8 protein-coding genes and 1 pseudogene are annotated in these 14,888 nt (G+C 38.9%); 6 read left to right on the top strand and 3 right to left on the bottom strand.

Annotation, left to right across the window (positions count from 1 at the left end):
- The 6 genes and pseudogenes from G7074_RS03645 to G7074_RS03670 all read left to right on the top strand — a co-directional run bounded on the left by G7074_RS03645 (position 1) and on the right by G7074_RS03670 (position 8,311).
- A complete protein-coding gene (locus G7074_RS03645) occupies positions 1-1,791 on the top strand; it encodes a M56 family metallopeptidase (protein ID WP_240916546.1) in 1,791 nt (596 codons plus the stop codon).
- 106 nt (positions 1,792-1,897) lie between these two features.
- Positions 1,898-3,550, top strand: coding sequence for a DNA repair protein RecN (recN, locus tag G7074_RS03650; RefSeq protein WP_166207039.1), 1,653 nt, complete (start codon positions 1,898-1,900; stop codon positions 3,548-3,550).
- A gap of 154 nt (positions 3,551-3,704) precedes the next feature.
- Positions 3,705-4,928 (top strand): carboxypeptidase-like regulatory domain-containing protein, encoded by a 1,224-nt coding sequence (locus tag G7074_RS03655; protein ID WP_124560936.1) that lies wholly within the window; start codon positions 3,705-3,707, stop codon positions 4,926-4,928.
- Between the two features lie 101 nt (positions 4,929-5,029).
- The gene (locus G7074_RS03660) at positions 5,030-6,247 is read left to right on the top strand and encodes a carboxypeptidase-like regulatory domain-containing protein (protein WP_233603918.1); all 1,218 of its coding nucleotides are present in this window, start codon (positions 5,030-5,032) and stop codon (positions 6,245-6,247) included.
- Positions 6,248-6,425: 178 nt separating this feature from the next.
- Positions 6,426-7,391: pseudogene (locus G7074_RS03665) on the top strand (PA0069 family radical SAM protein); the annotation flags it as partial.
- Positions 7,392-7,438: 47 nt separating this feature from the next.
- Entirely contained in the window at positions 7,439-8,311 is an 873-nt protein-coding gene (locus tag G7074_RS03670) for a RimK family alpha-L-glutamate ligase (protein WP_124560939.1), read from the top strand.
- Between the two features lie 158 nt (positions 8,312-8,469).
- Here G7074_RS03670 and G7074_RS03675 read toward each other — a convergent pair whose 3' ends face one another.
- The 3 genes from G7074_RS03675 to G7074_RS03685 form a co-directional block, all read right to left on the bottom strand.
- Positions 8,470-8,943 (bottom strand): CAP domain-containing protein, encoded by a 474-nt coding sequence (locus G7074_RS03675; RefSeq protein WP_158674072.1) that lies wholly within the window; start codon positions 8,941-8,943, stop codon positions 8,470-8,472.
- Positions 8,944-9,139: 196 nt separating this feature from the next.
- Positions 9,140-11,689 (bottom strand): ATP-dependent Clp protease ATP-binding subunit, encoded by a 2,550-nt coding sequence (locus G7074_RS03680; protein WP_124559574.1) that lies wholly within the window; start codon positions 11,687-11,689, stop codon positions 9,140-9,142.
- A gap of 716 nt (positions 11,690-12,405) precedes the next feature.
- The gene (locus G7074_RS03685) at positions 12,406-14,859 is read right to left on the bottom strand and encodes a mechanosensitive ion channel family protein (RefSeq protein WP_240916463.1); all 2,454 of its coding nucleotides are present in this window, start codon (positions 14,857-14,859) and stop codon (positions 12,406-12,408) included.
- Between the last annotated feature and the right edge of the window lie 29 nt (positions 14,860-14,888).

The following is a 14,888-nucleotide window of genomic DNA, read 5'->3' on the forward strand; positions in this document are numbered from 1 at the left end:
ATTTTGCTTCAACTCTTTGTAATTGCTAAAGGCTACAATCAGTTAGCTAAACTTAAAAAAGATAGCTTAAGCGCCATTCCCGAAAGCTGGAAAGCAATTTTCGAACAAGTAACAGCGCATCTTAAAATCAAAAAAAGTATCCAGTTCCACTTGTCGGCTATTGTGAATGTGCCCTTGGTTATTGGTTATCTAAAACCAGTTGTATTGTTTCCTTTGGCTTTGGTAAACCAATTGGATAACGATCAGGTAGAAGCGATCCTCATCCACGAACTATCTCACATCAGAAGAAACGACTTTTTACTAAATCTGATTAAAACAGCCATTGAAACCCTGCTTTTCTACAATCCGTTTGTATGGATGGCAGGCCGATTTATCCATATTGAACGCGAACATGCCTGTGATGATCTGGTACTTAAAATTACCGGAAAACCACTAAACTATGCCCATGCCTTGCTTAAACTAGAACTGCTTAAAGATAAAAACAGTCCTGCTTATGCATTGGCAGCAACTGGCAAGACCCAGAATTTATATCAACGTATTAAAAGAATAACCAACATGAAAACAAATTATTTAAATGCCAAACAACAAATGGCAGCCCTAACGCTTGGTGTAGCCTGCTTGTTTTCTATAGCCTGGATCAATCCGACAGAAAAGAAAAAAGAAACCAAAAAACCAGCCAAACAGGAAATGGTGAGATTTGTTGCCTCAACTCCAACTTTTAACCATACTCTCTGTACCGATACCACTAAAAAACGTAAAATAAAAATTGTTGCGGTTGATGCAAACGGCAATAAAACCGAATACAACTCAGTAAAAGAAATGCCGGATAGTATCCGCAAAGATTTTTACAGGGACGAACTTTTTGGAGGAAGGAATGCTTTCAGAATCCAGATGGATAGTGGCTTTAAATTCAAAGATTCGTTATTCAGGGTTAAAATAGACCGTGAGTTTAATTCGCCTGAAGCACAGGCTAAATGGAAAAAATTTGGGGATGATATAGCTAAACAATATAACACGCCAGAAGCACAAGCCAAATGGAAAAAATTCGGAGAAGATATCGCCAAACAATATAATTCACCAGAAGCACAAGCCAAATGGAAAAAATTTGGAGAGGATATTGCCAAACAATATAACTCGCCTGAAGCGCAAGCCAAATGGAAAAAATTTGGAGAGGATATGCAAAAGAGAATGAACTCACCAGAAGCGCAGGCTAAATGGAAAAAAATGGCTGAAGACATGTCTAAACAATTCAGTTCTCCAGAAGCACAGGCCAAATGGAAGAAAATGGGTGAAGATGTTGCTGCGAAAGTAAACACGCCTGAATTTAGGGCGCAGATCGAAAACATTAAGTTAAGTGCCTTAAATGGTGATCTAGCGAGATTATCAGCCGTCCGCGCCGATTCTCTGGGTCAAAAATACAGAGATGCCCATATCCTATACTTCGAAAACAGCAACAACAAAGTAAAACAAACCGAAGAGTATAAAAAACTGAGAGAAAAGTTTGATAAAGAAGTAAAAGAGCTACAAGAAAAGATAGAAAAAAAGGAGAAGATTGAAAAAAAGGAAAAAGTTGAAGGCGGCAATAAAGGCACTTATGTAATGCCGGCTGTGATGCTTTACAACAACAAGAATTTCACCAGCCCGGTTAAAGCATTAAATACAGAAAATGCCCTGGTAACGTATAAAGACACCAATTTTAAAGTTGCCGACCAGCTGGCATTGAAAACTTTTATCAAAACTGACAATATCAATCTATTGGATAATAATAACATCAATATTGCAATTAAATAAAAGAAGCTAAACCACACAAATTTAATTGAGCAGCGAAGAGATTATTCTTCGCTGTTTTTGTTTTGCATTGAATGTTGAAATATCTTTTTAGTATTTTCGCAAAGCTATGCTTCAAAAACTTTCTATACGTAATTACGCATTAATTGATAGCCTCGATATTGAATTCGATCGTGGTTTAAACATTATAACCGGCGAAACCGGTGCCGGGAAATCCATCATTCTAGGTGCATTATCTTTAATTTTGGGCCAAAGGGCAGAAAGTAAGTACTTTTTTAACCAGGATAAAAAATGTGTGATTGAGGGTAGTTTTGCGCTGGCCGACGAGAACCTGAAAGATTTTTTTGAAGAAAATGATCTCGATTTTTCTAGAGAAAGCCTGTTACGCCGCGAAATTTCGATTGATGGGAAATCGCGCTCATTTATTAATGATACCCCGGTTAACTTATCCATTTTAAAACAGATTGGCGAAAAATTGATCGATATCCATTCGCAACACGCTACACAAGAAATTAACGATACCGATTTTCAGTTATTGATTGTAGATTCACTGGCCAGTCACCAGCCGCTTTTGGATGACTACCGCAGCGGATTTAAAAAATTAAAGCGAGACAATAACCTGTTAAAAAAACTAATCAACGAAGCGAGCGAAGCCAGAAATAAACAGGATTACGAGCAATTTTTGTTTAACGAATTGGAGCAAGCTAAATTACAGGAAGGTGAACAGGAAGAACTGGAACTGGAACTGGAACGCCTAACACATGCAGAAACCATAAAAAGGGCACTGCTTACCGCTTCAGGTTTAATTAACGAAAGCGAACCATCGGCCTTGCAGATTTTAAAAGAAGCGTCGTTACAGTTGCAAGGAATAGAAAAATTTGATCCTGCCATTAATGTATTGTATGAGCGATTGCGTTCGTCGATTATAGAGATTAAAGACATTACCGATGAAGTTGCAACCATTGAAGAAAACACATTGCACAGCGCCGATCGGTTGGAAATCGTAAACCAGAGACTCGATTTATTTTATTCACTTCAGCAGAAACATCGCCTGGCCAATAACACCGAGCTTTTGGCCCTTCAGCAACAACTTGAAAATAACCTGAACCAGCTTTTATCTTCTGATGAACATATCGAAAAACTTCAAAAAGAGATTTCGCAGCTTCAGCAGGAACTGCAGCAAAAAGCTACGCAATTAAGCACCAATAGAAAAAAAGCCATTAAACTGGTTGAAGAACAAACCGGCCTTACCCTCAAAAAAGTAGGCATGCTGAATGCCAGGTTATTTTTAGACCAGAAAGTAGCCGCCGAACTGAATAAAGATGGTTTAGATGAAATCAACTTATTATTTACGGCCAACGCCGGTCAGGCTCCTGCCCCGGTCAGTAAAGTGGCATCAGGAGGTGAATTATCACGGTTAATGCTGGCCATTAAAGCCCTGTTGGCTCAGCATACTTCGCTCCCAACCATTATTTTTGATGAGATTGATACCGGCATTTCGGGCGAAACAGCCTTAAAAGTTGGTGAAGTTATCTCCGACCTGGGCAAAAACATGCAGGTAATTTCCATTACCCACCTGCCACAGATTGCAGCCAAAGGCGAATCGCATTATTTTGTACATAAACACGAAGATAGTGGAAAAACTACCACAGGAATTCGTAAATTGAAGCAGGAAGAGCGCATTGGCATTATTGCCGAAATGTTGAGCGGTAAAAACCCTGGAGCATCGGCTGTTGAAAACGCAAAAGAGCTATTGGCATAATTAGTCATTAACCGTTTAATCCACTGTAAGCCATTAGGTTTTTACAGTAAAAGCTTTCCAGGATTGATTACTGTGCCAGATAGAAAATATCCGACACGAAAAAAATTTTTCATTAAGCATTATTAAAACTAAGCAATTAGTTTATATTTAATCGATGAAATCATTATTAATTCTACTCTCGCTTATTATGGCCGGCACATTGTGTTCTGCGCAAAACTATACCCTTACTGGTGTGGTGAAGGATAAACGTGGAGAAGTATTACCCGGAGCCGGTATTTATGTAAGTGGCTATAAAATTGCCACTTCTTCTGATAATAACGGGGCTTATAAACTTCCGCTAAAGCCAGGAAACTACGATATCCTGGTACAGCTACTGGGTTATAAAGCGCTCAATAAAAATGTAGTGGTTGCCGATAAAGATATAAGGCTCGATCTGCTCCTTGAAGAAAGTGTTACCCAATTGGAAGAAGTAACCATAAAACCAGATCCCAACAGGGCCTATTACATTGCATTATTTAAAGATTTTTTTATTGGTACAACTCCAAATGCAGCACAGTGTAAACTCATTAACCCCAATGTGCTCATTATCGATTATGATAAGGATAATGCTTTGCTTACGGTAAAAAGTAATCAGTTTCTGATTATCGAAAACAAAGCACTCGGCTACCGGATCAAATACTTAGTTAATAATTTCGAATACAGCCGCAAAACCAATATCATTTATTATCAGGGTTATCCTACATATGAAGATTTAAAAGGATCGAAACGTAAAAAAGAAATCTGGGATAAAATGCGTTTAACCGCTTATCTTGGTTCGCCACAGCATTTTTTCAAATCATTGTACCATAAAAAAGCTACTGAAGAAGGGTTTATCATCAATAAACTACAAAGTATTCCGAATCGTGATAAGCCTAAGGATAGCCTGATTAATGCAAACATTAAGCGTTTTACCCAGGCACAAACTTTTACCGGTAACGTCCACCTCACTGTTGGCGATTCGTTAAATTACTGGATCAAGAAGAAAAATTTGCCTAAAGAAATTTCGGTACTGAGCAAAGCACCTGTACTTCAGGATACCCTGGCCCACTTAACACCTGATAGTGCCATTAAAGAAATGAACTTTACCGGTAAGCTTTATGTGGTTTACTCCAAAGAAAGTGAAGACCCTACCTTTACAGGCAAGCTTGGCTTTTCTATTAGCAGACCACCCGACTATTTTGGTTATCAGGTATCAACCATTACGATACAGCAGGCACCGGTTTATTTTTACGAAAACGGAGGTATTTATAACCCACGGTCGATGCTTTTCTCGGGCTATTGGGCATGGGAGAAAATCGCAGACAGTGTACCTATGGATTATTTGCCACCACGACCGTAAAAAAGCCGTGGTTAAGTGTTAAAATTGTTAAAAATATTTTTGCTTTTTAATAAATATTAAGCCTTTTGGTTACATTCGTCTCCATGATTAAAAGCCTTTTAGTGTCGCTAATATTCCTGATCTGGGGCGCTAATGCTATTGCACAAAACACCTACACGATCAGCGGTTTGGTGCGCGATCAGAAAGATGGCTTACCCGGTGCAAGTATTTATTTAAGCGGGTATAAAATTGCCACTGTTGCCGATAACGACGGCCGTTTTAAGCTGACCAACCTCAAACCAGGTAGTTATGATTTGCTGGTGCAGATTGTGGGCTACCTACCTTATTCCAAAAGCGTAATCATATCTGATAAATCGGTGCAAGTTGAGCTTGTTTTAAAAGAAAATGTTGCCCAGCTTGATGAGGTAACTGTTAGGGCCGATCCCAACCGGCAGAAATACATTAACCAGTTTAAAGAGTTCTTTATTGGCAAAACACCGAATGCCCTGCAATGTAAAATTCTGAATCCGCAGGTTTTAAATGTTGATTTCGATATTACCAAAAGTACCTTAACTGTCTCTACCACAGAGTTCCTGATTGTAGAAAATAAAGCGCTGGGCTACCGCCTGAAATATATGCTCGATCGTTTTGAGTATAACTCGCGTACACACATTATTTACTATTCCGGTCACCCGTTTTTTGAAGAGCTAAAAGCCTCTGCTTCGAAAAAGAAGAAATACGTTGCAGCCAGAGAAGTGGCTTATTATGGTTCTTCGCAGCATTTTTTCCGTTCGCTCTATGCCAACAAAGCACAGGAGGAAGGGTTTATTATCAATAAAATGGTTAAGGTACCTAATCCAAACCGTTACCCGGAGTATGTAATTAATACCAATCTGGAGAAGATAAAAGCGGTACCAGAAAAAACAGGTATCAGGCAAACTAAAGGAAAAGTAGATACAGCTTTACTCGCTTTCTGGACCAAACAGAAGGAAATGCCCCGCACCATCGATAAATTTTCTCGGGCTGATGTACTAACTGATACACTTGTACATTATTACAACCAAAACTTAAAGTACCTGAGTTATACCGATGCCCTGCTGATCCAATACACCAAAGAAAAAGAATCCCTGGCTTACTCTAACACTGGTTTCTGGATCTTCAGGCCTTTGGATGTGCCAGAAAATGAAATCTCGGTAGCCAATTTAACGGGTGAAGGTGTTCGTTTCTACGAAAACGGTGGCATTTACGATTCGAGATCGCTCTTATTTGAGGGTTACTGGGCTTACGAAAAAGTAGCCGATATGGTACCTATGGATTATATTCCACTCCCTAAAAAGTAAAACCTGCATTTTTATAATTGTGGAAAAGTAGTGTTCTTCAATAATTAGAATTACTAAAAATATTAGTAATTTTAACTATGATTAGCGGAGAAGAAAAACAGTATTTTAAAGGGCGAGGGCTCAGGTTAATCCACACAATAAATTTTTAAAGGATGTTTATGTAAAGGAACACGATGAAGGGATAGACGATTGGGAGGAAAGCGACCGCAAAACCTCGTTTATTTTTGAGCATTCGAAAACCATTGTGAATAAGGTTGATAGCCCGGATGTAGGCATGGCTTATTCCCTAAACCCTTATCAGGGCTGCGAGCACGGCTGCACCTACTGTTATGCCCGCAACTCGCACCAATACTGGGGTTATAGCGCAGGGATAGAATTTGAACGCAAAATTATTGTAAAGCAGGATGCTCCTACCCTCTTTAAAAATTTTTTAGAGAAAAAAGGCTGGGATGCCACTACCATTTCACTCTCAGGCAATACCGACTGCTATCAGCCTGCCGAAAGAAAATTTAAGCTTACCCGGCAGTTGCTCGAAATTGCCCTGGCTTATAAACAGCCCATTGGCATGATCACCAAAAACTCGTTAATCTTACGTGATAAGGATATTTTGCAGGAAATGGCTAAGCTGAACCTTTGCATGGTTTATGTTTCCATTAACAGTTTAAACGAAGACTTAAGGCAGGTAATGGAACCCCGTACCACCACTGCCAAGCAAAGGTTAAGGGTTGTTGAAGAATTGAGCCAGGCGGGCATCCCTATGGGGGTTATGGTTGCACCGCTCGTACCCGGATTAAGCGATCATGAAATTCCAAAAATATTAAAAGCCGTTGCCAATGCTGGTGCCATAAAAGCAGGCTATACCGTGGTGCGGTTAAATGGTGCCATTGCGCAGATATTTGAAGACTGGCTCCGTAAAAATTTCCCTGATCGTTTTGATAAAGTTTGGCACATGATACAAAGCTGCCATGGTGGAAATGTAAACGACAGCAGATTTGGAGATAGAATGCGGGGGGATGGTAATATTTCTCAAATGATCAGAGACAATTTCAGGCTGCACTGCCGTTTAAATGGCTTAAATGTTAAAGATATTATTCTAAACCACAACCTTTTTAAAATCCCAAGCGATCAGATCAGTTTGTTTTAATCGAAATATTAACCGGTTAAATTCATAATTTGCTATAATTTTGTGCCATGAATATTGCATTAGTTACCTATCTGGATAAAGGCGCTTACGATAGCGCCACTGTTGAAAGCGAAGATGATAAACTCTTAAATTTTTTAAAGGAGAAAGGATTGCACATTGAAAAAGTTATCTGGAATGATCCTGAAATTAACTGGCAAGATTATAATTTAGCCATTCTAAAGTCTCCCTGGGATTATTTTGACCTCATAACCGATTTTTACCATTGGCTTGAAAAATTAGCACATTTAAATGTAAGGTTGCTTAACCCAATTGGGTTGGTAAAATGGAATTCAAATAAATTATACCTGCAGGAAATTGAAGCGGCTGGTTTAAAAATTACTCCCAGTACCTTCATTCACAAGCAGGAAAGTGTTAAACTGAACGATTTTTTCGGGAAATTTGGGGTAGATAAACTGATTGTAAAACCCTGTGTAAGCGGCGGGGCTAAAAATACTTTCAAGGTTACAGCTGATAATGTGGATGTAGTAAACCAAAAGCTAAATGAGCTGTTGCAGGAAGAAGACTTTATTGTACAACCCTTTTTGCCCGAAATTCTCGAAAATGGAGAATGGTCTTTTATTTTCTTTAATGGGGTATACAGCCATTCCTTGATTAAACAGGCAAAACCTGGCGATTTTAGGGTTCAGCCTGCCCATGGCGGTTCAGTTCATCCGCAAAGCCCTGATAAAAATCAAATTGCCATAGCACAACAATACATAGATTTATTTGCAAAAAACTGTCTCTATGCACGCGTTGATGGCACTTTTGTAAAGGGCGAATTTTTACTGATGGAACTGGAACTTATTGAGCCATTTCTATTTTTGAATACCGACCCTCAAAATTACGAACGCTATTATCAGGCCTTGAAGGAGTTAATGTGAAGATAATCGTCATTTCGAGCGGAGTGCAGCGGAGTCGAGAACCACGCAGTGCTCAGCGAAGCTAAATCTAACTTGAAAAGATTTCTCCCCACCTGTACGGGCAGGCGTTGCGCTACTGGTGAAAACCGGCTTGCTTCGCTCGAAATGACAACTAATAATTATTTAGAAGCAAAAACCTGAGCCCAATAATTATCCGTTCTGGCAGCCCCCATTTCTTTAAAAGATGCTGTCATAATGTTTTTGCAATGGCTTTCGCTTGCAATCCATTCATTAAAAACCTGCACTTCTGTAGTTTGCCCAGATGCTAAATTTTCGCCTACGGTTGTCCAGTTATAACCTGTTGCGCTAACGCGTGTGCCAACCGTTTCGCCATTTGCAGAGGTGTGCACCAAGCTTTTAATAGAAGCAGTGTATTTACTCTGATAAAGAGCCGCTGAAGATAAATTTACATTCCAGGTTAGTGCCCCAACCGACGGCATTTTAGTAGTACCGCAATTACAACCAGCAGAACGGATATCGTTAACCAACTTTAAAAGCGCATCGTTATTGATATTGGTGGTGGTTGAGACTTCTATTTTTAATGTTGTAGGCATCTCTGTAGTGGTAGAGTCTGTTCCTTTTTTACATGACATGAGAGCACAGCATAACGCTAAGCACATTAATTTAGGGACGATAGATTTCATGACTATGGTTTGTTTAGCGAAAGATACATTGATTTTTTAAAAAATAATCCTCCACCATAATCTTTTTCATACTCCATAAACAACTAACAGACATCCACAGGGTATTTTAAACAAAAAACTCCCGATTTCCATCGGGAGTTTTGAGTTATTTAGCAGATGAATCTTCTTCTGCTGATTGTTCTTTCTTCTTTTCGCCTTTTTTGTGATTTACCGAAATCAGATCTGTTGTTTTATCATAATCAATTTCTAAAACATCTCCTTCGGTTAATTCGCCTTTAAGGATTTCTTCTGCGATCGGATCTTCAAGGTATTTCTGGATAGCCCTTTTTAAAGGACGGGCACCAAAATTACTATCAAAACCTTTCTCAGCAATGTATTCTTTTGCATTTTCGGTTAAAGCAATATCATAACCTAAAGTATGTACACGACCGAATAAAGCTTTTAATTCGATATCGATAATTTTGAAGATTTCTTCTTTACCTAAGCTATTGAATACAACCACATCATCAACGCGGTTTAAAAACTCTGGTGCAAAAGCGCGTTTTAAAGCACTTTCAATTACACCGCGGCTGTGCGATTCGGCCTGATTGTTTTTTGCCGAAGTAGAGAAACCAACCCCCTGACCGAAATCTTTCAACTGGCGTGCGCCAATGTTAGAAGTCATGATGATGATCGTATTTCTAAAATCAACTTTACGGCCTAAGCTATCGGTTAATTGTCCTTCGTCTAAAACCTGCAATAAGATATTGAATACATCAGGATGTGCTTTTTCAATCTCATCCAATAAGATTACCGCATAAGGTTTTCTTCTAACTTTTTCAGTTAACTGTCCACCTTCTTCATAACCTACATATCCCGGAGGCGCTCCTACTAAACGCGATACTGCAAATTTCTCCATGTACTCGCTCATGTCAATCTGAATCAGCGAATCGTCGCTATCAAACATGAAACGGGCCAGTTCTTTTGCCAATTCTGTTTTACCTACACCAGTTGGACCTAAGAAAATAAACGAACCAATTGGTTTTTTAGGATCTTTTAATCCGGCTCTTGTACGTTGGATGGCTTTGGTTAATTTCTTAATCGCATCATCTTGGCCGATAATTTTCTCGGCCACTTTGTCGTACATATTCAATAGCTTTTGGCTATCGGTTTGGCCAACACGTTGCACCGGAATACCTGTCATCATGGCTACCACCTCTGCTACATTATCTTCTGATACTTCGTAACGTTTGGTTTTGGTTTCAGCTTCCCACTCTGCTTTGGCTTTATCTAATTCTTCAATTAAATTTTTCTCTGTATCGCGGAGCTTCGCAGCTTCTTCGTATTTCTGACTGCGAACAACCTTGTTTTTCTCTAACTTGATATCTTCAATTTTAGCTTCGATATCAATAATGTTTTGAGGAACATGGATGTTGGTTAAGTGAACTCTCGATCCTGCCTCATCCAAAGCATCAATAGCTTTATCAGGCAAGAAACGGTCAGAAATATAACGCGATGTTAAAGTAACACAGGCCTGAATTGCCTCGTCTGTATAAGTTACACCGTGATGCTCTTCATACTTATCTTTAATACGGGTTAAAATCTCTACAGTTTCATCAGGAGTTGCTGGCTCAACCATCACTTTTTGGAAACGACGGTCTAAAGCACCATCTTTTTCAATGTACTGACGGTACTCATCTAAAGTAGTGGCACCAATACATTGAATTTCACCCCTGGCCAAAGCTGGTTTAAACATGTTTGAAGCATCAAGCGAACCCGATGCACCTCCTGCGCCAACAATGGTATGAATCTCATCAATAAATAAAATTACATCAGTAGATTTTTCAAGCTCGTTCATCACGGCTTTCATACGCTCTTCGAACTGACCACGGTATTTTGTACCGGCCACCAGCGAAGCTAAATCTAAAGTAACTACACGTTTGCCAAATAGCACACGCGAAACTTTACGTTGTACAATACGTAAGGCCAAACCTTCTGCAATTGCCGATTTACCAACGCCCGGTTCTCCAATCAAAATCGGGTTGTTCTTTTTTCTACGAGATAAAATCTGTGATACGCGTTCAATTTCTTTCTCGCGGCCAACAATCGGGTCTAAGCGACCTTCTTCTGCTGCCTTGGTTAAATCTCGACCGAAATTATCTAAAACCGGAGTTTTCGATTTTATATCTGAAACCTTTTTAGGTGTACTAAAGCTTTCTTCTTCGCGATAATCATCATCACCACCTGTAGAGGCACTGTTCGAAATATCGTCTCTGAATCCGTTCTTATTTACTTCTACCTCTTGTTTAAAAACATCATAAGTAACGCCATACTGTAACAAGATTTGTGAGGCAATGTTATCATCATCTCTCAAAACCGATAGCAATAAATGTTCGGTGCCAATTAAATCGCTTTTAAATATTTTAGCTTCTAAGTAAGTAATCTTTAAAACTTTTTCGGCCTGTTTCGTCAACGGAATATTGCCTAAGTTTACTGTAACACTCGATGTACCGCGAACGGCATCTTCAATTGAGCGGCGCAATTTACCAGTATCAACTCCTAACGATCGTAAAATTTTTATTGCCATACCATCGCCTTCGCGGATGAGGCCTAATAATAAATGCTCGGTTCCGATGTAATCGTGCCCTAAGCGGAGCGCTTCCTCCCTACTAAAAGAGATTACATCTTTAACCTGTGGTGAAAATTTTGCTTCCATAATACCTTTCTTAACAGCTACGTCCCTAAACTATAAAATAAATTATAAAAAGAGTAGGTGCTGTTTTCTTTATTTTATCAACAATTGCGCCATACGGGTGGATAAAGCGGCCTTTAAACGCCTGAAAGGCTTAAAATCAATGTAAGAATGTCGTTTCGATAAATATTATTTTATTTGTATTTATCTACGTAATAAGTGCAATAAAGGTTTTAAAGCGGGTTTTGCCAAAAACATACGCTAAAAATAATTTTATTGTCGGTTTATTGTAAGTATTTTTCCTCACTTAAAAACTGACAAAATGTATCTATTTATATAGGCAATTTACAAGTTTTGACAGAAAATTAAAAGTATCATGCCATCATTTAACATTTTCATTAGATAAAAATCAACAAGCTAATGCTGCCATTGTATTGTTGCGTTAATTACTATACGGCAATAACCTTAATTAGGTTGTTTTTGTTTTCAGAAAACAGGGCCAAAACTTAAGCGTACCATTAAGTAAAAAAGCCTTTCAATCCTGAAAAGCTTTTTAAATTTACTAACGTTTACGGTATCTACTAAGAATTAATCCGTGTTTTAAAAGTAAAACATTTATTCATCAAGTTATCAATCAGCTGGTATTATGAAAATTTGCTGATAATTAAATTAAAACGAAGTTAGAAACTGGTTCATCAACCTTAAATTCATACAAATTTAGCCTGGTCCAAACACTCCTGCTATTCTTCTTTAGGATAGCGTACCGTAATTTCTTGCTGCTGAAAAGGAATACTGATATCATTAGCTTTGAAAGCCTCGTTAATGGCAACAATAAGATCGCTTTTAGTTGAATTTGCCTGACCAATGTGCTTAGTCCAAAAATAAATTCTAATATCAATGGCACTACTGGCAAACTGTTCAAACTGCACCAGCGGCCCCGGGTTTTTGGCAATGCGCTCTTCGTCTCCCAATACCTGCATTAAAACCTTTCTGGTTTTTTCAAGATCAGTTTGATAGGCAACGCCAACAATTATGGATACCCGTTTACGGTTTCCGCCCAACGACCAGTTGATAAGGTGTGCGTTTAGCAAATCGCCATTGGGCATTACCACGTCGGCACCATCCCAGGTCGAAATTACACTACTTCTAAACCCAATCGATTTCATGGTGCCACCCTGGCCGTCAACATCCACAATATCGCCAACATTTACCGGTTTTTCGAAGGCAATAATTAACCCGCTCACCAGATTGTTTACCAAAGTCTGTAAACCAAAACCAATACCCACACCCAAGGCGCCCAGGATAATCGTAATCCGATCTACCGGTATACCTGCAGCTGCAATGGCCAAAAACAGGCCAATGGCCAGAATGGCAATACGAACCAAAAGCAACCAGCTGCCTATGCCATAGTTTTTTTGATCGTCTTTATGCTCTAAATGTTTATCGGTAGCAAAAAACGATACGACCTTCGAAACAATTAATGAGATTACGATAATTACGATAAACAATAAAACCGTATTGATACTAAAAGTATAATCGCCTATGGTTCTATCATTGCTAAAGAACTCTTTTAATGGTTTCGAGAAATAGTTATAGGCTGGAAAATTACGACCGAAAAGTACCAGCCAGCCTGCTACAAGCAATCCATAAAACAATAGCGGTGCCCGTTTACCTACTTTAGAAAAATTGAGATAAAACAGCTTTTTATCTTGCCCCGAGTAGATGTTGAAAGCTAAAAACAGTCCTTCGTTAATTAGCCTAACCGTCCAGAGGAAAAGTATTGCTACCACCACATTTAGGTAACCGCTTATAAAAAGTGTTTTAGCCAGATTATACCTGCCCAATATATTCGAAAGCATCGAGAATGCCTCTAACACTACCATAAAACCAATCGAATATACAATCCATTTCTCTCTTAGCGTATCCCTTTTACCCCTTAACAAAGTAAACAAACCAAAAATTACTCCGGCACAAGAAATAATCAAAATCTGCCACCTTTCTGTTCGTGAGGCCTGCAATACCAGATTATCAACCGCAGCGAGCATAAAAAGTATAACCATGGTTATCCACACATTCATCCAGTACTTATTGATGAACTTTCTGAAAATGATACTTAAGGACAGACAGGAAGTTATCCAGAATATGACATTGAGAATAAAGGGTGGTGACCTGAAAATGAACTGAAATATGCTGGTAACAATTAGCAATGCCGATAAAAACGGATACCTGATTACCAGTTGACCGTCCATATCCGGGCGCAACAAATTCGATTCGATATAAATACTTTTAAGTGATTTAAGATAAGTGCACGATAAAAAAACCAGCAGCATCAGTGTCAGTAATTTTCCATAATTATTTTCGGCATAAAAGCCTAGGGTCATTACCCCTTTGACCCAGGAGTGGGTCAGTATTTCGCCAAACGGTCGATAATGTCCTTCCGGTCCTAAAATATTACCAAATTCACGTTTAAAACTATTGCCTGCCATTTCTTCCTGATAGGCTGCTATTTCTTCTAAATGGTTTTGTAATTTAAAAACGGTAACATTTACCTGCGCTAATAAATTTTGAATATTGGCATTCGCAATTTTAAGCATACTATCAACCGGCTTAATCTCTTTAGCTACAAGCACAACCTTCTGCAGGTATTTCATTAATGAAACCGAATCTTGCGGAAACTTAAAAAGCGCAGGTTCGCTCGACAAAGAATCCAGCTGATAACGAAAATTATTGAGTTGTTGCTGACTGGCATCCAAGCTGAGTTTTCGGGCACTCGCTTTATTAAGCAGTTCGGTTAATATTTTGGAAGTTGCCGTTAGGTTGCGAAAAGTTTGTGATGTACCCTTATTTATAAACACCCCATCACTCGCCCGCGCAAAATCATCATCTATCTCTCTCAATTGGGTTTTTATTCCCGGCGTATCTAAACCGTTGTTCAGGTAGTTTTTGGCCTTTTGTATGGCTTTCCTGGCTTGTTCAAATATCCTAATCTGATCGATTGTTGCTTTATCTGCTGCTAATTCAGCCTTGCTTTTTTTAGCCGAACTTTTGGCAAAATCCTGCATCCGCTCTACAAAGCTCCGTTTCAAACTATCAGCAGGCTTAAGGATATTTACGCTATCCTTATTTTGTGCCCGGGCCATGTTTAAGACAAACGGTAACATAAATAAGAGAAGCAACAGTTTTTTGATTTTCATAAGCGGCGTAATTAATACCAATAATACAA

Source organism: Pedobacter sp. HDW13 (genome assembly GCF_011303555.1).
Classification (GTDB): Bacteria; Bacteroidota; Bacteroidia; order Sphingobacteriales; family Sphingobacteriaceae; genus Pedobacter.

What these genes read in the sequence shown, in the direction of transcription:
- recN (WP_166207039.1), top strand. Translation starts at nt 1,898, where the DNA reads ATGCTTCAAAAACTTTCTATACGTAATTACGCATTAATTGATAGCCTC.
- G7074_RS03655 (WP_124560936.1), top strand. Translation starts at nt 3,705, where the DNA reads ATGAAATCATTATTAATTCTACTCTCGCTTATTATGGCCGGCACATTG.
- G7074_RS03670 (WP_124560939.1), top strand. Translation starts at nt 7,439, where the DNA reads ATGAATATTGCATTAGTTACCTATCTGGATAAAGGCGCTTACGATAGC.
- G7074_RS03675 (WP_158674072.1), bottom strand. Translation starts at nt 8,943, where the DNA reads ATGTCATGTAAAAAAGGAACAGACTCTACCACTACAGAGATGCCTACA.
- G7074_RS03680 (WP_124559574.1), bottom strand. Translation starts at nt 11,689, where the DNA reads ATGGAAGCAAAATTTTCACCACAGGTTAAAGATGTAATCTCTTTTAGT.
- G7074_RS03685 (WP_240916463.1), bottom strand. Translation starts at nt 14,859, where the DNA reads ATGAAAATCAAAAAACTGTTGCTTCTCTTATTTATGTTACCGTTTGTC.